Source organism: Methyloversatilis sp. S146-33 (assembly GCF_059552495.1).
The window spans coordinates 72,120-89,794 of sequence record NZ_JCANOT010000011.1; the positions used below are offsets into that span (position 1 = coordinate 72,120).

The 17,675-nt window shown below is 66.8% G+C and carries 19 protein-coding genes; 14 read left to right on the plus strand and 5 right to left on the minus strand.

Annotation, left to right across the window (positions count from 1 at the left end):
- Positions 1-52 precede the first annotated feature (52 nt).
- The 13 genes from AC51BJ_RS01520 to AC51BJ_RS01580 all read left to right on the plus strand — a co-directional run bounded on the left by AC51BJ_RS01520 (position 53) and on the right by AC51BJ_RS01580 (position 11,207).
- Positions 53-499, plus strand: a complete 447-nt coding sequence (locus AC51BJ_RS01520) for a phosphatidylglycerophosphatase A family protein (protein ID WP_496279123.1) — start codon at positions 53-55, stop codon at positions 497-499.
- Positions 499-1,020 carry a CinA family protein gene (locus tag AC51BJ_RS01525; protein ID WP_496279109.1) on the plus strand — a complete coding sequence of 174 codons (522 nt, stop codon included), beginning with the start codon at positions 499-501 and terminating at the stop codon, positions 1,018-1,020. The genes AC51BJ_RS01520 and AC51BJ_RS01525 overlap by 1 nt, the downstream gene beginning before the upstream one ends.
- 29 nt (positions 1,021-1,049) lie before the next feature.
- Positions 1,050-2,084 carry a recombinase RecA gene (gene recA / locus AC51BJ_RS01530; protein ID WP_019915573.1) on the plus strand — a complete coding sequence of 345 codons (1,035 nt, stop codon included), beginning with the start codon at positions 1,050-1,052 and terminating at the stop codon, positions 2,082-2,084.
- Positions 2,081-2,524: a recombination regulator RecX gene (gene recX / locus AC51BJ_RS01535; RefSeq protein ID WP_341422481.1), complete on the plus strand. Its 444-nt coding sequence runs from the start codon at positions 2,081-2,083 to the stop codon at positions 2,522-2,524. The genes recA and recX overlap by 4 nt, the downstream gene beginning before the upstream one ends.
- Positions 2,517-3,257: an LPS export ABC transporter ATP-binding protein gene (gene lptB, locus AC51BJ_RS01540; RefSeq protein WP_496279110.1), complete on the plus strand. Its 741-nt coding sequence runs from the start codon at positions 2,517-2,519 to the stop codon at positions 3,255-3,257. Before recX ends, lptB begins: the two co-directional genes overlap by 8 nt.
- 20 nt (positions 3,258-3,277) lie before the next feature.
- Positions 3,278-4,720 carry an RNA polymerase factor sigma-54 gene (locus AC51BJ_RS01545; protein ID WP_430432625.1) on the plus strand — a complete coding sequence of 481 codons (1,443 nt, stop codon included), beginning with the start codon at positions 3,278-3,280 and terminating at the stop codon, positions 4,718-4,720.
- 63 nt (positions 4,721-4,783) lie between these two features.
- Entirely contained in the window at positions 4,784-5,104 is a 321-nt protein-coding gene (hpf, locus tag AC51BJ_RS01550) for a ribosome hibernation-promoting factor, HPF/YfiA family (protein WP_019915577.1), read from the plus strand.
- A gap of 122 nt (positions 5,105-5,226) precedes the next feature.
- Complete coding sequence (gene ptsN, locus AC51BJ_RS01555) at positions 5,227-5,715, plus strand: PTS IIA-like nitrogen regulatory protein PtsN (protein ID WP_496279111.1); 489 nt, start codon at positions 5,227-5,229, stop codon at positions 5,713-5,715.
- A complete protein-coding gene (gene hprK / locus AC51BJ_RS01560; protein ID WP_020163175.1) occupies positions 5,684-6,619 on the plus strand; it encodes an HPr(Ser) kinase/phosphatase in 936 nt (311 codons plus the stop codon). Before ptsN ends, hprK begins: the two co-directional genes overlap by 32 nt.
- A 107-nt stretch (positions 6,620-6,726) precedes the next feature.
- Positions 6,727-7,050: a PsiF family protein gene (locus tag AC51BJ_RS01565; protein ID WP_430432623.1), complete on the plus strand. Its 324-nt coding sequence runs from the start codon at positions 6,727-6,729 to the stop codon at positions 7,048-7,050.
- A gap of 299 nt (positions 7,051-7,349) precedes the next feature.
- The gene (locus AC51BJ_RS01570; RefSeq protein WP_496279112.1) at positions 7,350-7,889 is read left to right on the plus strand and encodes a hypothetical protein; all 540 of its coding nucleotides are present in this window, start codon (positions 7,350-7,352) and stop codon (positions 7,887-7,889) included.
- Positions 7,890-7,964: 75 nt separating this feature from the next.
- Positions 7,965-8,780 carry a hypothetical protein gene (locus AC51BJ_RS01575; RefSeq protein WP_020163172.1) on the plus strand — a complete coding sequence of 272 codons (816 nt, stop codon included), beginning with the start codon at positions 7,965-7,967 and terminating at the stop codon, positions 8,778-8,780.
- Between the two features lie 30 nt (positions 8,781-8,810).
- Positions 8,811-11,207, plus strand: a complete 2,397-nt coding sequence (locus AC51BJ_RS01580) for a serine/threonine-protein kinase (RefSeq protein ID WP_496279113.1) — start codon at positions 8,811-8,813, stop codon at positions 11,205-11,207.
- Positions 11,208-11,280: 73 nt separating this feature from the next.
- Here AC51BJ_RS01580 and AC51BJ_RS01585 read toward each other — a convergent pair whose 3' ends face one another.
- Both AC51BJ_RS01585 and AC51BJ_RS01590 read right to left on the minus strand, forming a co-directional pair.
- On the minus strand, positions 11,281-12,171 hold the full coding sequence (locus AC51BJ_RS01585; protein WP_496279114.1) for an adenylate/guanylate cyclase domain-containing protein: 891 nt from the start codon (positions 12,169-12,171) through the stop codon (positions 11,281-11,283).
- A gap of 139 nt (positions 12,172-12,310) precedes the next feature.
- Positions 12,311-13,051 (minus strand): pteridine reductase, encoded by a 741-nt coding sequence (locus AC51BJ_RS01590; RefSeq protein WP_020163169.1) that lies wholly within the window; start codon positions 13,049-13,051, stop codon positions 12,311-12,313.
- A 77-nt stretch (positions 13,052-13,128) separates the two neighbouring features.
- Here AC51BJ_RS01590 and AC51BJ_RS01595 point away from each other — a divergent pair, with 77 nt between their 5' ends.
- On the plus strand, positions 13,129-14,268 hold the full coding sequence (locus AC51BJ_RS01595) for a class I SAM-dependent methyltransferase (protein ID WP_496279115.1): 1,140 nt from the start codon (positions 13,129-13,131) through the stop codon (positions 14,266-14,268).
- 6 nt (positions 14,269-14,274) lie between these two features.
- Here AC51BJ_RS01595 and AC51BJ_RS01600 read toward each other — a convergent pair whose 3' ends face one another.
- The 3 genes from AC51BJ_RS01600 to AC51BJ_RS01610 form a co-directional block, all read right to left on the minus strand.
- Positions 14,275-15,240, minus strand: a complete 966-nt coding sequence (locus tag AC51BJ_RS01600; protein ID WP_496279116.1) for an AAA family ATPase — start codon at positions 15,238-15,240, stop codon at positions 14,275-14,277.
- 105 nt (positions 15,241-15,345) lie between these two features.
- Positions 15,346-17,193: a serine/threonine protein kinase gene (locus tag AC51BJ_RS01605; RefSeq protein WP_496279117.1), complete on the minus strand. Its 1,848-nt coding sequence runs from the start codon at positions 17,191-17,193 to the stop codon at positions 15,346-15,348.
- Between the two features lie 200 nt (positions 17,194-17,393).
- Positions 17,394-17,588, minus strand: coding sequence for a hypothetical protein (locus AC51BJ_RS01610; RefSeq protein WP_304000592.1), 195 nt, complete (start codon positions 17,586-17,588; stop codon positions 17,394-17,396).
- Positions 17,589-17,675: the final 87 nt, after the last annotated feature.

Here is a 17,675-nt window from a genome sequence, read left to right on the forward strand (position 1 = left end):
GAAAACCAGAGCGCCCTACCCCGGCCCCGGCTTCCTCGTCCACCCGGCTCACATGCTGGCCTGCGGCTTCGGCAGCGGCCTGATCCCCTTCGCCTCCGGCACCTGGGGCACACTGGCCGCCTGGCCGCTCTATCTGCTGATCAAGCCCTCGTTCTCCGACGGCGCCTTCGCGCTGTTCCTGCTGATCGCCTTCGCGCTCGGCAGCGCCTGCTGCCAGCGCACCGGTCGCGCGCTCGGCATGGCCGACCACGGCGCCATCGTGTGGGACGAAATCGTCGCCTTCTGGCTGGTGCTGTGGGTGACGCCGGTCGATTTCTGGTGGCAGCTGGCCGCCTTCTTCGCTTTCCGCTTCTTCGACATCTTCAAGCCGCCCCCGGCGCGCTGGGTGGACGTGAACATGAAGAACGGCCTCGGCGTCATGCTCGACGACGTGATCGCCGCGCTGTTCGCGGCGGCGTCGATCGCGGCGCTGCACCTGCTGGTCGTGCGTTTCTTCTGATGGACGCCGATCTGCAGACGCTGTCAGTCGAAGTGGGCGCCGCATTGAAGGCGGCCGGTGCCGTGCTGGCCACCGCCGAATCCTGCACCGGCGGCTGGGTGGCGGAGATCGTCACCGCGACCGCCGGCAGTTCGGCCTGGTTCGACTGCGGTTTCGTCACCTACTCGAACGCGGCCAAACAGCGCATGCTGGGCGTGCCCGAAGCCACCCTGAAGGCGCACGGCGCGGTCAGCGAAGCCGTGGCGCTGGCGATGGCGCGCGGTGCGCTGGCGCATTCGGACGCCACCGCCGCGCTGTCAATCACCGGCATCGCTGGACCGGGCGGCGCAGTACCGGGCAAGCCGGTGGGCACCGTCTGCTTCGGCTGGGCCCTGGCCGACGGCCGCAGCCGCAGCGAAACCCGGCATTTCGACGGCGACCGCGAAGCGGTCCGCCGGCAATCCGCATGTCATACACTGGCCGTGCTCCTGGCTTTGCTGGGAGGCACGCCAAAAGACCCCGTGGCAAGAACTGTGCCATAATCGACCGCATACCCAGGAAAGGATTCAGCATGGACGACAGCAAGGCCAAGGCGCTCGCCGCAGCGCTCGCGCAGATCGAGAAGCAGTTCGGCAAGGGCTCGATCATGCGCATGAGCGACGGCCAGCTCGAAAACGACATCCAGGCGGTGTCGACCGGTTCGCTCGGGCTGGACATCGCGCTCGGCATCGGCGGCCTGCCACGCGGCCGCGTGGTCGAGATCTACGGTCCGGAATCGTCCGGCAAGACCACGCTGACGCTGCAGGTGATCGCCGAAATGCAGAAGCTCGGCGGCACCGCGGCCTTCATCGACGCCGAACACGCGCTCGACGTGCAGTACGCCGGCAAGCTGGGCGTGCGCATCGACGACCTGCTCATTTCGCAGCCGGACACCGGCGAACAGGCGCTGGAAATCGCCGACATGCTGGTGCGCTCGGGCGGTGTGGACATCATCGTCATCGACTCGGTCGCCGCGCTGACGCCGAAGGCGGAAATCGAGGGCGAGATGGGCGATTCGCTGCCCGGCCTGCAGGCCCGCCTGATGAGCCAGGCGCTGCGCAAGCTGACCGCCAACATCAAGCGCACCAACACGCTGGTCATCTTCATCAACCAGATCCGGATGAAGATCGGCGTCATGTTCGGCAACCCGGAAACCACCACCGGCGGCAATGCATTGAAGTTCTACGCCTCGGTCCGCCTGGACATCCGCCGCACCGGCGCGATCAAGAAGGGTGAAGAAGTGGTCGGCTCGGAAACCCGTGTCAAGGTGGTCAAGAACAAGGTGGCGCCGCCGTTCAAGCAGGCCGAATTCGACATCCTTTACGGCGAGGGCATTTCGCGCGAAGGCGAAATCATCGAACTGGGCGTGCTGCACAAGTTCGTCGAGAAGTCCGGCGCCTGGTATTCCTACAGCGGCGACCGCATCGGCCAGGGCAAGGACAATGTGCGCGAATTCCTGCGCGCCAATCCGGCGATGGCCCGCGAAATCGAGAACAAGGTGCGCGTCGCCTGCGGCATGCCCGAACTGGCTGTGATCGCGCCGGACAGCAAGGCGGACGCCGCGTGAACGCCGCGCTGCGCGAGAAGGCTTTGCGCCTGCTCGCGCGGCGCGACCACAGCCGGGCGGAACTGGCGCGCAAGCTGCGCGAGGACGGCGACGAAGACGAGATTGCCGCACTGCTTGTTCGTTTCGAGGAATGCGGACTGCTGTCCGATAGCCGCTTCGCCGGACAGTTCGTATCGTCCCGCGCAGCGCGCTTCGGCACCCGCCGGCTGCAGTACGACCTGAAGCAGCGCGGCGTGGCCGATGCCGATGTGGCGGATGCGCTGGCCACCGTCGGCGACGACGAAACCGCCCGCGCCCGCGCGGTGTGGGCACGCAAGTTCGACGCCCGGCCGTCGGATGCCAAAAGCTGGGCGAAACAGGCAAGATTTCTGCAATCCCGCGGCTTTTCCGCCGATAGCATTCACAAGGTATTGCGCGAACAACCCGAACAAGATGAGTGAAAACCGGACCGCCAGCCGGCTCAAGGTCGAGCGGCTGCGCAAAAAGTACAAGTCGCGCCCGGTGGTGAAGGACGTGTCCTTCGAGGTCGGCAGCGGCGAGGTGATCGGACTGCTGGGCCCGAACGGCGCGGGCAAGACCACCTGTTTCTACATGATCGTCGGCCTGGTCAGCGCCGACGGCGGCGAAATCCATCTCGATGGCGAGCGGCTTACCCACCTGCCCATCCACCAGCGCGCGCGCGCAGGGCTGTCCTACCTGCCGCAGGAGAATTCGGTGTTCCGCAAGCTGGACGTCGAGGAGAACATCCTCGCCATCCTCGAGCTGAACGAGAAGGACGCGGCCCGGCGCGCCGCCCGGCTGGACGAACTGCTGGAGGAACTGGGCATCGGCCACCTGCGCAAAAGCCCGGCCGCGGCGCTGTCGGGCGGCGAGCGTCGCCGCGTCGAGATCGCCCGCGCGCTGGCCACCTCGCCACGCTTCATCCTGCTCGACGAACCGTTCGCCGGCGTGGACCCGATCGCCGTCATCGACATCCAGAAAACCATCCGTTTCCTGAAGGAGCGGGGCATCGGCGTACTGATCACCGACCACAACGTGCGCGAGACGCTGGGCATCTGCGATCGCGCCTACATCATCAACGCCGGTGAGGTACTGGCGAGCGGCCGGCCTGAAGAAATCGTGTATAACGAGAGCGTCAGGAAGGTCTATCTCGGCGAACACTTCCGCCTCTAGACCGCCGAAATTTGCACACCATGAAGCAGTCGCTGCAACTCAAACTTTCCCAGCATCTTGCGCTCACGCCGCAGCTGCAGCAGTCCATCCGGCTGCTGCAGCTGTCGACCATCGAGTTCAACCAGGAGATCGAACGCTTCCTGGATGAGAACCCGATGCTCGAGCGCGACGACAGCGAGCCGGTCGCGAACTACCAGCCGCCGCAGGACAGCATGGGCGAGACGCGCGACAGCACGCCGCAGGAGAGCGCGGACGCCCAGCAGGAAGAGCAGCGCGCCCAGGAAAGTGCCAGCAGCGCCGACATGGACGACTGGTCCGGCGAAAGCGGCAGCTACGGCTCGCGCAGCGGCGGCGACGACGAGGACGGCGACTACCAGGACGTGCAGGCCGCTGGCACCTCGCTGCGCGACCACCTTTGCGGCCAGCTCGCGCTGTCGCAGATGAGCGAGCGCGACCGCTACCTGATCCGCCTGCTGATCGAGGCACTGGACGACGACGGCTACCTGAACCAGGAACTGACCGAACTGGTCGAGCTGCTGCCGGAAGAGGCCGACATCGACCTCGACGACCTGTCGATCGCGCTGCGCCAGCTGCAGAACTTCGACCCGGTTGGCGTCGGCGCCCGCGATCCGCGCGAATGCCTGCTGCTGCAGCTCAATGCGCTGCCGACCGACGAGGTGTCGACGCTCGCGCGCGTCATCATCGACCAGCACATCGACCTGCTGGCCGCGCGTGATTTCGCCAAGATCCGCCGCGCCGTCGGCTGCGACGAAGAGCTTCTGCGTGCCGCCCAGACCCTGATCCGCTCGCTCAACCCGCGCCCGGGTGCGCAGTTCGCACCGATCGACGCCCGCTACATCGTGCCCGACGTCGTGGTGCGCAAGGTGCGCGGCCAATGGACGGCCCTGCTCAACCCGGACGCGATGCCGCGCCTGCGCATCAACCGCCTGTACGCGGAAATCCTGCAGGGCCAGCGCGGCAGCGGCCTGTCCGGTCAGCTGCAGGAAGCCAAGTGGCTGATCAAGAACGTGCAGCAGCGCTTCGACACCATCCTGCGCGTATCGCAGGCCATCGTCGAACGGCAGCGCCAGTTCTTCGAGTTCGGCGAGGTGGCGATGCGGCCGCTGACGCTGCGCGAGATCGCCGAAACGCTCGAATTGCACGAATCAACCATTTCGCGTGTCACCTCGCAGAAGTACATGGCAACGACGCGCGGACTGTTCGAACTGAAGTATTTCTTCGGAAGCCATGTGGCGACCGAAAGTGGCGGGGCCTGTTCGGCCACCGCGATCCGCGCGCTCATCCGCCAGTTGGTGGGCGCCGAGGATGCCAAGCGTCCGTTGTCGGACTCGCGCATCGCGGAAATACTGGGCCAGCAGGGCATCGTCGTTGCGCGGCGCACCATCGCCAAGTACCGCGAGTCCCTGAACATCCCGCCGGTCAGCGTGCGCAAGGCGATCTGAGACCGATCACATCGACCGACCCGATCGCCACGCATTTTTCGTCCCGTAACGAAAGGAGGCAGCATGAACCTCACCATCACCGGCCATCACCTCGAAGTCACCCCGGCCATCCGCGAATACGTCGAAACGAAGCTCGACCGCGTGATTCGCCATTTCGACCACGTGACCAGCGTTTCCGTCATCCTGTCGGTGGAGAAGCTGCGACAGAAGGCGGAAGTCACGCTGCACGTCCGCGGCAAGGACATCTTCGTGGAAGCCGAAAGCGAGGACATGTACGCGACGCTCGACAACCTGATCGACAAGCTCGATCGCCAGGTGCTGAAGCACAAGGAGAAGTCTGGCGAACACACCCGTGAGGCACTGAAGCACCAGGCGGCAGAATGAAACGATTGCCCGCTGCCAGGGGCGTATAATCCGCGGCCTTGTTGCAGTGCAATCAACTTTTCCGGCGCGGCGACCGTTAACCTCGGTACCGCGCCCGCCGCGTGTTCGGAGTAGCCCCTGACATGACGCTCATCGCAAAGCTGTTGCCCGTTTCGAACATCTGCCTCGGCCTCGACGCCAGCAGCAAGAAGCGTGTGTTCGAACAAGCCGGCCTGCTTTTCGAAAACCACCAGGGCATCGCCCGCAGCCAGGTCTTCGACAGCCTGTTCGCGCGCGAGAAGCTCGGTTCGACCGGCCTCGGCCAGGGTGTGGCCATTCCGCATGGCCGCATCAAGGGCCTGAAGGAAGCCATCGGCGGCTTTGTGCGACTGGAAAACCCGGTCGCTTTCGACGCGCCGGACGGCCGCCCGGTCAATCTTCTGTTCGTGCTCCTGGTCCCGGAGCAGGCGACCGAACTGCATCTGCAGATACTGTCGGAGCTGGCACAGATGTTTGCCGACAAGGCCTTCCGCGAACAGCTGATGCAGGCCGCCGACGTACCCGCCATCCATACCCTGTTCACAGCCTGGCAGCCCGCGCATGCGGAAACTCAGCGTCGCGCGGCTGTTTGAGGACAATCGCGACCGGCTGCGCCTGCAATGGCAGTGCGGCAGCGGTGAAACGCTGATCGTCGCCGACCAGATTGGTCTGTCACCGGCCGATCTGGTCGGTCACCTGAACACCATCCACACCCGACGCATACAGGTCGTCGGCGTGCCGGAAATCCTGTGGGCGGAAAGCGTATCGACACGCAAGGTCGAGGACATCGTCGATACCCTGCTCGACGCCCGCCCGCCCGCCTTCATCGTCGCCGACGGTGCCGATCCGCCGCCCGCCATCCGCAGCGGCTGTGCCAGCCGCGGCATTCCGCTGATGACCACGCAACGCAGCGCCGCCTCGGTCATCGACCAGCTGCGCGCCTATCTGGCGCGCGAACTGGCGGACCAGACCACGCTGCACGGCGTGTCGATGGACGTGCTGGGCATGGGGGTACTGATCACCGGTGACTCCGGCGTCGGCAAGAGCGAACTGGCGCTGGAACTGATTTCGCGCGGTCACGGCCTGGTGGCCGACGATTGCGTCGACATTTCGCGCATCGCGCCCAATGTGCTCGAAGGGCGCTGCCCGGAACTGCTGAAGGACTTCCTCGAAGTGCGCGGGCTGGGCGTCCTGAACATCCGCACCGTATTCGGGGAAACCGCCTGTCGGCGCAAGATGAAGCTGCAACTGGTCGTGCATCTGCAGAAGCAGGTGACCGGCCTGCCCGAAGCCACGCGCATGCCGCTGGACAACGAAGTGATGGACATCCTCGGCGTGAAGATACGCAAGGTGGTCATTCCGGTCGCCGCCGGCCGCAATCTGGCGGTGCTGGTCGAGGCCGCCGTACGCACCACGATACTGAGTTTCCGCGGCATCGATTCGACGCTCGAATTCGTCGAACGCCAGCGTCGCGCCCTGGGCGGAGAGGACGGCTGACCCGGCGACTGTACATGACGATGACATATGCATAACATGCACGACGGCAGCCCGCCCGGGCCGCCGTCGGTATTGTCATTTCATGCTGCACAGCCAGGAGCTCAGTCATGCCGAATACCCGCCGTACGCTCAGCTGCACACTCGTCAGCATCACCCTGCTCGCCACCTTCCCGCATGCCGCCGTCGCCGGCACGCAGCAGGACAGGATGCGTGCCTGCAACAAGGACGCGAAGGAAAAATCGCTGAAGGGCGACGAACGAAAGACCTTCATGAGCAGCTGCCTGTCGTCCGGAAAGAGCGAGACGACGCGGACTGCGGAGGTGTCCGACGATGCTGCAGCGCGCAAGAAGCAGTGTCGGGCCGAAGCCAGCGCCAAATCGCTGAAGGGTGACGAGCGCAAGGCCTTCATCAGCGAGTGCTCGAAGACCTGAACCCGGCAGCATCGGCCCGCCCTTGGCGGCGGGTCGCACCCGCTTTCGTGCGCTATGCAACAAGACGTCCCCGAAAGGCGCGCCGGGCCTGCCGGACAGGCAAAAACCTTTTGGTATAGTCGATCGTCTTCGAACGTCGGAGTTGCCCGATGTTGCGCGACCGATTCCTGCGCCCCGCACTGCTTGCCACCGCCCTCGCCATCGCGGCCCCCTGCGCCCTTGCCTTCAGCTTCTCCGAAGACGCGAAGAAAGACGCCGCCGCGGACGAGCAAGCCCGTGCCGCCGCTGCCGCGCACGTGTTGTCGCTGCCGCCGGCCTGCCTCGACGAACTGCGGCGCCGGAAAATCATGATCGTGATGGGCGAGCGGACCGGCGAAGGGGTCACTGCCGAGCAGGCCCGTTTCAGTCCCCATTTCAACTCGATCAACAAGCGCTTGCTCAAGCACGGCATCCGCACCTATTCCCAGCAGGAAATCCGCGCGCAGATCGCGCAGGCCGAGGTCGACGCCTACTTCCGCAACGACCCGGACGCGGCGCTGGCCGCATCGAAAAAGATGGGCGCGCAGCTGGTGATGCGCGGCACGATCGACTCCCGTTCGGCGATCAATCCTGTGCTGCGCATCCCCGAGGTCTATGTTTCGATTGCGTACGCACTGATGACCCCGGGCGGAAAGCTGATTTCCGAAGCCAGCGCGAAAGCCGAATCGTATTCCGGCAGCGACACGCTCGGCATGGCCGGCACACTGATCGAAGAACAGGCCGACGCCGTCGTCAGCACGCTGCTCGGCGGCTACTGCGCGGCTAATCCGCCCGCAAGCGGCAAGAAGAAAAGCAAATAGGCACCGCGCGGCCCGACCGCGCGGACACATAACGGGGCGCAGGCGTCCCAGCAATCTTCAGAGAAAGGGACCTCCATGAACTTCACCTTGCATCGCGCACTGAAATCCGCGGCATTCGCCGCCGCCGTCGGCAGCCTGCTGCCGCTGGCGTACGCCCAGCCCACGTTCGAAAGCGCTTCGCCGACCGCCGGCGACAGCGTGTCGCAGAAGGCCAACGAAAGCGCCGACAAGGCGATGTACAAGGCTGTCGAGTACAGCAACAAGAACAAGCCGGGCCCCACGGTGGTCGTCGTGCCGGGCGAGATCAAGAGCAACAACGCCACGTTCACGCAGAAGTTCGCGTCGAACAACATCGCTGATTTCGGCGAACTGGAACTGTCGCAGGCCAACTTCAAGGTGCTCGAACGTTCGGACATGGGTCCGCTGCTGAACGAGTTCCAGCTCGCCTACTCGATGGGCGACCCCGGCTCCGCGCGCAAGATGCTGCAGAAGGGCAAGTTCAAGACGACCAAGTACGTGGTCAAGTTCGACATCCTGAAGGCGGAGCAGGTCGCCGCCGCGAAGGAAGGCGTCAGCGGCCGTACTCTCGGCAACATCATCGGCATCCTCGGCGGCAGCCGCGGCAGCTACGCCGCCGGCGAGGCGGTCGGCTCGGTCGAGACGGGTGCGGCCGCCGGCGTCTGGATCATCGGCATGCGCTACAAGATCATGGACGCCAACACCACCGAACAGCTGGCGCAGGGCTATACCGAAGAGAAGATGGAAGTGGGCGCCAAGGGCTCGTCCATCCTCGGCGTGTCCAGCAGCCAGGAAGGCGGCATCACGCTCGACGGCATGGTGCAGCGTCTGGTGCAGAAGTCGGTCTGGGAAATCGACGCCAAGTACAAGTAATTCCCCGCCAACGCCGCCGGAGCACGCCTCGTGAGCATTCCTGCCAGACTGGGCAAGTACGACATCCTGCGCGAACTGGGCCAGGGCGCGATGGGTATCGTCTATGAGGGGCGTGACCCGGTGATCGATCGCCGGGTCGCCATCAAGACGCTCAAGCGCGAACAGCTGGAACGCAGCGAGGCGGACGAGGTGATCGCCCGCTTCAAGCGCGAGGCGCAGGCGGCCGGCCGGCTCAACCACCCGAACGTGGTGGCCATCTACGAGTACGGGGAAGAGGCGGACGGTACCGCCTTCATCGCGATGGAATTCGTGCAGGGACGCGAGCTGAAGGATGCCTTCGACTCCGACGAGCGCATTCCGCTGTCCACCGTCGGCCACGTCATGGACCAGCTGCTCGACGCGCTGGAGCACGCCCACCGCAACGGCGTCACCCACCGCGATATCAAGCCGGCCAACATCATCCTGCTCGCCGACGGTACGGTGAAGGTGGCCGATTTCGGCGTTGCCCGCATCGAGTCGTCGAACCTGACCCAGGCCGGCACCGTGATGGGCACGCCGTCCTACATGTCGCCGGAACAGTTCATGGGACAGACGGTGGACGGGCGCAGCGACCTGTTCTCCGCCGGCGTCGTGCTGTACCAGTTGCTGACCGGCGAGAAGCCCTTTACCGGCGCGCTCACCACCATCATGCACAAGGTGCTGAAGGAAGATCCGCCCTGGCCGTCGGTGCTGAACGTCCATGTGTCGCCGCGCATCGACGCGGTGGTCAAGCGGGCGATGGCCAAACGGCCGGAGGACCGCTTCCAGAGCGCAGCCGAATTCCGCCGCGCCCTCGACGCGGCGCTGTCGGCGCCGATTGCCGACGACGACGCCACCGTCGTGAACCTGGACGACGGCGACGCCACCGTGCTGTCGGCGACGCCCGACGCGACATTGCAAACCGCGCGCATGCCGGCACCACCAGCGGTCGAACCCGCGCCGCCACCGCAGCCCGCAAAGGCGCGTACTGCGGCCGAAACGCCGTCCCCGGCCGTGCCGCCAGTAGCGCCACGGCGCAATCCGATACTCGTCGCCGCCGGCCTGGCCGCGCTGCTGATCGCCGGCGGCGCCTGGATGTACCTCGGCGGCGGCGCCGAGCCGACCTCATCCGCGCCCGCCCCGCTCGCCGCCGAACCGGACGCGGCCCCCGTCGCCGTTGCGCTGCCGCCGCCGCCAGCAAAGGCGGCAACGCTGGATCCAGGGGTCGCCATCATCAGCGCCATCGGGCTGGCCGATCCCGGCGACCCCAGGCTGGCCAACGACCGCAATGCGCTGACCCAGGCCATGCGCGACGACGCGCGCCGCCAGATACTTGAAAAGGCGGTTGCGCTGTTCGTCGACCCGAAGTCGGTGAACGCACACTACGACGTGCTGCAGGCGCGCCTGCTCGACCGCAGCGGCGACTTCATACAGGCGGTGCTGGAAGAAGGTCCGGCGCAGTTGGGCAAGGACGGTCTGATGTCCGGCGAAGTGCGTGCGGCAGTGCGCGTGCGCCAGGTGCAGAAGTCGCTGAACCAGATGTCGCAGGACGAAAGGGTCGAATTCATCCGCAACAACGGCGACCCGAAGATCGCAGTCGCCGTGTCGTCGTTGTGGCCGGACGGCGATCCGACCGTTCCTCCCCTGCGTTCGCAACTGGCCGAGAACACATTGAAGCAGCACATCCAGGGCTTCGGCTTCCGCACCTGGAACGACGAGGCCGGTGCCGGCCAGAACGCCGACTTCGCGATCGACGGAGAAGTGCGCTTCAAGCGGCTGAGCGTCCGGCTGGCGGCATCCGGTCTGGTCATCGACAAAGTCGTGCTGACCTCATGGACGGTGCGCTGCACCGACCGCAAGTCCGGCGAAGAGGTCTATCTGAACACCGAGGTGCCGGAAGGCACCAGCTGGACGTCCGAAGAGAAGGCGCTGGCCGACATCGGCAAGCGCGTCGGCGAACAGTTCAGCCGCGAGTTCTTCCTCAGCCATTTCCATTTCACCGCCCGCAAGGTGGCGCTGCAACTTACCGGCCTGCCGGGCGAAGAAGTCGCCGGCTCGCTGCTGCGCGAAATCGCGTCGCTGCGTGCGGTGCTGGCCACCGAAGTGAAGTCGCTGGGCAGCGAACGCGCGGAGTTCGTGGTCGACATGTCGGGCGGGCTCGCCGACGCCGGCCAGAACGTGCAGGCTGGCATCCTGATGCCGCTGTCGCGCAAGCTGGGCCGCAACTGCCTGAGCGTCGCGTCGAGCACGCCCGACGCCGTGACGCTCAGTTTCGACCCGGCCTGCGCCGCGCCGGACATGGTGACGAAGCTGCAGACCCTGCCGCCGGCCGGACTGATGGAAGCCGCGCCGTCGCGGCGTGAGGCGGTGGTGCACAGCCCCGAACTGCGCAAGCGCATCAGCATCTGACCGCCGCGGGCCGCCGTGCCTGCCGGCGGCGACCGCGGAACCGCCCTTCAGGCGCCGTTGACTGACCGGCCGCTCACTCCAGCACTTCGAAGCTCATCAGGTCGATGCCCTGCTCCAGCGCGCTGTGGCCGAAACCTATCGTGCCCTGGCCGCGCAGGATGATTTCCTCGCGCTTGAGCACCACCTCGTTCTCGCCCTCGATGCGCAGGAAGGTGCCGTTGGTGCTCTGGTCGACCAGCACGAACTTGTCGCGCCGGCGCTCGATGCGCGCGTGATTGCGCGAGGCGCGCTGGTCCTTGATCACGACCTCGTTGCTCATGTCGCGGCCCAGGGTGAGTGGGCCGTGCGCGTTGTCCACCGTCAGTTCGGTATCGCGATAGCGCACCAGCAGTCGCGCCACGTTATAGGTAGCGACGATGCTCGACGCCTTCATCGTCAGGTCGGCGCCCTCCTGCCACAGCACTTCGCAGACGCGCACGTCCTCGGCCTTGCCCTTCACCGTCAGCGCATCGATCTCGCGCACTTCCGGCCCCATCGACAGCGTCACCGCAGCCAGCGTTTCGGCGGTGGTGATGATCTGCCCGGCCTTGGCCAGACCCGCCATGCGCGCCGCCGTGTTGACGGTGTCGCCGAACACGTCGTCGTTCTCCTCGATCGCCGGCCCGAAGTGGAAGCCGACGCGGATCGCCAGCTTGACGCCCGACACCGGCGGCAGATCGGTCACCCGGTGCTGCATCTCACAGGCGGCCTGGATGCCGGCGTCGGCATTGGGGAAGGTGGTCATGACCTCGTCGCCGATGGTCTTGATCACCTTGCCGCCATGCCCGTCGACCACGCGCCGCATGCGGTTGAGGCAGCGTTCCACGGCGCGCAGCGCTTCGGCGTCGCCCAGCTTCTCGTAGAGCCGGGTACTGCCGGAGACGTCGGCGAACAGCACGCACACAGATGTAGGTTGGGAACTCATGGCAGGCCGGGTGGCATAGGGCTTCAACGTCAGGGCCCGAGGTCAGTGCTTCAACGTCAGGCATTTACGTCATTTTACAATTACCGACGATATACGTGCGGCGACGCGCCGGCAATCCGACGAAGGTCTGACGGATGCGTCACAGGTGCACGCTGCGCCCGCCATCGACGGCGATGATCTGGCCGGTGATGTAGGGCGCATCCTCGATCAGGAAGCGTACCGTACGTGCGATGTCCTGTGGGTCGCCTTCGCGCTGCAACAGGGTATGCCGCACGATGCGCGCACGTTCTTCCGGATCGAACAGGTCGTTCTCGGGCCACTGGATGGGGCCCGGCGCCACGCCGTTGACGCGCACCCGCGGCGCCAGATCGATGGCCAGTGCACGGGTCAGTGTCGCCAGTGCGCCCTTCGAGGCGCTGTACAGCGCGTAGCCCGGCAGCGGTCGTTCGGCGTGGATGTCGGCAATATTGACGATGCAGCCGCCGCTGTCGCGCAGCGCCGGCGCTGCCGCCTGCGACAGGAAGAGCGGCGCGCGGAAATTGCTGCCGGTCAGGTCGTCCCAGTCGCGCTGCGTGATGGTGCCGATCGGCGTCGGATAGAAGGACGATGCGTTGTTGATCAGTGCGTCCAGCCGCCCGAACTTCGCCAGCGTCTTGTCGACCAGTTCGGGCAGACGGGCGGTATCGAGCAGATCGGCCGACAGGCAGCAGGCACTTTTCGCGCGGCGCGCATTGAACTCGTCGAGCAACAGCAGCGCCTCTTCCGCCGACTGCCGGTAGTGGATGGCCACCCGCCAGCCGGCGTCGTGCAGCGTGCGCGCCATCTGCGCGCCAAGGCGCCGCGCCGCGCCGGTGATCAGTGCAACCTTGCCGTTTTCCATTGCTTCCCTGTCCACCTGTTTGTCTGTCGCGACGCGATGTCGCATTATCGCGGACCCCGCGACCGGACACCCGTGCCATGTCACTGCCCCAGCCCGATTCAGACGCCGTCGAGCACAGCCAGCGCCTGCTCGGACAGATCCGCGACGAGATCGCCCGCACCGGCTGGATGCCGTTCAGCCGTTACATGGAGTGCGCGCTTTACGCGCCGGGGCTCGGCTATTACAGCGGCGCGCTGCAAAAGTTCGGCCGCGACGGCGATTTCGTTACCGCGCCGGAGCTGACGCCGCTGTTCGGCCGCAGTCTCGCCCGCCAGCTGGCGGAGCTGATGGCGCTGAGTGCGCCCCACCTGATCGAGGCGGGGGCCGGCAGCGGTCGCCTCGCCGTCGATCTGCTGGCCGAACTCGACCGCCTGGGCGCCGTACCGCAGAGCTATCGCATCCTCGAACTGTCGGCTGCTCTGCGCGCCCGCCAGCAGGCGCTGATCGCCGCCGAGCTGCCGCACCTGAGCACACGCGTGAGCTGGCTGGACAGTCTGCCGGACGCGTTTGACGGCGTCGTGATCGGCAACGAGGTGCTCGACGCGATGCCGGTCGAGCGCCTGCGCAACGCGGCCGGCCGCATCGAACAGGCGGGGCTGGCGCTCGACCCGTCCGGGCAGCCGGCGCTGGACTGGCGCCCGGCGCCCGCCGCGCTGGCCGACGAAGCACGCGCGCTCGGATTCACCGACGGCTACGACAGCGAAATCAACGTCGCCGCCCGCGCCTGGGTGGCCGAGTGGGCGCGCCGCATCGGCCGCGGCGCGCTGCTACTGATCGACTACGGCTTCCCGCAGGCCGAGTACTACCATCCGGACCGGCGCAGCGGCACGCTGATGTGCCACTACCGCCATCACGCCCACACCGATGCGCTGTGGATGCCCGGCCTGAACGACATCACCGCACACGTCGACTTCACCGCCATCGCCCAGGCCGCCTTCGACGCCGGCATGTCGCTGGCCGGCTACACCAGCCAGGCGAACTTCCTGCTGAATTGCGGCGTGCTCGAACGGCTGGACCGCGACGCCGACGCGCTGAGCCGGGCGAAGCAGAATGCCGCATTGAATCAGCTCACCTCGCCGGCCGAAATGGGCGAGCTGTTCAAGGTGATCTGCCTGACGCGCGACATCGAGGCGCCGCTGACCGGCTTCATGCGCGGCGACCGCAGCCACACGCTGTAGCGCTTTTCAGAAACCGATCTTCTTCTGCCGCGTCGCGCGTCCCGCGTCCAGGTCGGCTGGCAGCAGGTGGTCGCGGTGCGCCAGCTTGGCGTTGCCGAACGCGGCCAGCAACACCTTGCGCATGTCGCGCGGCGGTACGCCAGCCAGGCGGTCGATCACGTCTTCCGGCGCCTCCGGCGCGAAGCCCCAGTCGTGCGCGGCCACCAGTTCCTCGTACAGCGTGCGCGCGATGATGCAGGCCTGATCGTGATCCGGCCGCGGCACGGTGTACACATTCATCCGGCTCAGGATGGGTTCGGGAATCGAACGCTCGTCGTTGGCGGTGGACACCCACATGATGTGGCTGGCGTCGATGTCGACCTCGACGAATTCGTCCTTGAACTGGCGCGCGGTGTCCTGTTCGAGCAGGCCGTAAAGCGCGCCCATCGGGTCGTAGCGCGCGTCGCCGCCGGCCTTGTCGACCTCGTCCAGCACCACCAGCGGGTTGGCGTAGTCGCCGCACACCAGCGCCTGCGCCACCTTGCCCGGCTTGGCGTGCGACCACTGCGACGAGGCGCCGCTCAGTATCCAGCCGGCGGTGAGCGAGGACATCGACACGAACTCGAAGCCGGTGCCGAGCACATTGGCCAGCTGGCGCGCGAAATGGGTCTTGCCGATGCCCGGCTCGCCGAGCAGCAGGATGGGCGTGAAGTTCATCGGTTCGTTGCCGGCCACCGCCAGCGCCAGATAGCGCTTCAGGTCGTCCAGCACCGCCGTGAAGTTCGGGCAGCGGGCATACAGCGGATCGAGGCCGTCGAAGGAGGACGGCTTGACCACGTAGCGCACGCCGCCCAGCGTCTTCATCTTTCCGTAGAACGCGGTCAGCGCCTCGTTGCGCGCGCCGCTGCCGGACTCCATCGCCCGGTCCACATCGCCCACGTCGTAGATTTCGCGGCATTCCGCCAGGGGAATCCGAATGTCCGCCCCGTCCATGATGGCTCGCCTCCTGCTGTCCGTCACATGATTCAACGTCTCGTCCGACCGGAAACTGAACGGCCGGCACACACCCCACTGAAACGAAGCATCATCCGCGCCACGTCACATCGGTGACGGCACGATGAGCTTGGCCAGCGTCGGGAAACGGCTGGGCTGGCCGAGCAGCAGTCGCACCAGTTCGTCCAGCCATTCGCTGCCGCGGTCTTCGGCCGGCGGCACATAATCGACCAAACCGAAACGCTCGACGTTCTGCAGCGTCAGGCGCAGCGTGAGCGTCCGGTAGTCGGCATTCAGTTCGACCCGGCCGCGCACCTCGGGCGCGACGTCGAAAATCTGCGCACGTAGCCGGTTCAGCTCGTCGCGCGCCGGCTGTTCCTCGAAGCGCAGGCCGTGCTCGCGCAGCGCCAGACGCAGCGCATCAGCCGCCAGCGGATCGCGCTCGCAGCGCAGCACCGCCTGCCCGCGCAGCAGCCAGGACAGGGATACGCGCACCAGCTGGTCGGGCGCTTCGGCGCCACGATTGCGGGTGTTCACATCGGACGCCTGCCAGGCCAGACCGCGCAGCACGCCGAGCCCGAGCAGCGGGTAATCGCGCGCCACCTGCGGCTTGATCACGTTGAGCTGGGCGCTCAACTGGGTGAAGTAGTCGCGCACCAGCAGCAGGCGGTTGGACAGCGCCTGTTCCGCTTCGGTGCGGACCGCACGCTCGCCACGCTGCATCTGCGCCGTGTGCGCACGGATGCGCTGCGCCTCGCCGGCAAGATCGGCCAGCAGCGACGACGCTGCGGCGGCCGGCGGATCGGCGGGCGACAGCGCTGCGCGTTGCACGGCCGGCGCCGGTGTCGGTGGCGCTTGCAGCGGCGCCGGCATTTCGTGCAGCGTCGGGAAGGCGACGGCCGGCGGCGCCTGTTCGCGCAGCGGTCGCTGCGCCGATGCTGCCGCCTGCCCAATCGACGGTTGCGGCGCGCCACGCGCGGCAAAGGCGTCGATGTCGGCCGCCAGTTCGGCCAGCACGTCCTCGACCGGCGCCTTCGGTCTGCCCGACTGCCCGCGCCGCAGGATGGGCGCCGGCCCGGTAGCGACCGGCGGCACCTCGGGCAGCACGTCAGGCAACGGGTCTGCGTCGCGTGCGACCGGCGCGGCTTGAACGCCGCGCAGCGCCTCGGCCAGCGCCGACGCGCCGGCATAGCGCTCGATCGGCGATTTCGCCAGCGCCTTCATCACGACCAGGTCGAGATCCGGCGGCACGTCGGGATCGATCGCGCTGGGCGTCGGCGTCGGCGCGTAGGCGATGTTCTCCAGCACGGTAGACAGGGAACCGGTCAGTGGCGAGCCGAAGGGCGGCCGGCCGGCCAGCATTTCGAACAGGATGGCGCCGAGCGAGAACACGTCGGAGCGCGCATCCGGCGACAGGCCCTGCACCTGCTCCGGCGACAGGTACTGCGGCATCGCCGGCAGGGCGTCCGGCGACGGCGAGGGCAGCGCGAAATCGGTGACGAACACGCGTCCGTCGCCATCGACCAGGATGTTCGACGCCTTCAGCCCGCCATGCACGATGCCGGCGGCGTGCGCATGGGCCAGTGCTTCGGCCGCCTGGCTGCCTATGCTGCGTACCCAGTCGAAGGCCATGCGCGGCAGCGCGTCGAGCAACTGACGCAGCGAGCGCGCGTCCAGCCGCTCGACCGCCGCCCAAGGCTGCCCGTCGTCGGCCACGCCCTGTTCGATGATGCGGACGATGCCCGGGTGCTGCAACGAGGATGTCGCAAGCAGACTTTCACCCAACTTGCGCACGTAGTGCGCCGGATCGGCGGCGAGATCGGTACGGAAGGTCTTGATTGCCAGCAATCGGCCGCTGCCGGCCTCGGTGGCTTCGAATACGGCGCCGCGCTCGCCGCGACCGATTTCGCGGCCGAGCACGTAACGCCCCAGCTTGCGCACGGCATCGCTCATGCGGACCGCTCCGCAGGGCGGAGGCCGCAGCGCGCGGCAGGCATCGGACGGGAGACTGGAACAGGGGTGCAGGCCATGAGCGCGATATTACCCGCGCCGGCTGCGCAATATGCAGGATCGGAATGCGAACCGGTGTATCGGCGCGAACGAAGACACAAGCCCTGCGGCATGTGTCTCGCGCCTCATCCGGTCAGACCCGCTTACTCCTGGCTGCGGTAGATGTCGCGCAGGAAGGCGTCGGGATCGGCCACTGCGCTGCGCTGGCGTACCGCCTGCACGCGACGGCCGGCTGCGGCCGCCTCGAGCTGCGGCAGCCAGCCCGCGTTGAGCACTTCGTCTCCGTAGTCCTGGGCGCGGCCCAGCGACTTCCCGGTCATGAAATCGAACAGATCCATCTTTCTCTTCCCGTACCCGACACCATGGCTAACGGCGGACAGCACTGCCGGCTTGAATCGTCCGAAGGGTCGATACGCGCACGCATC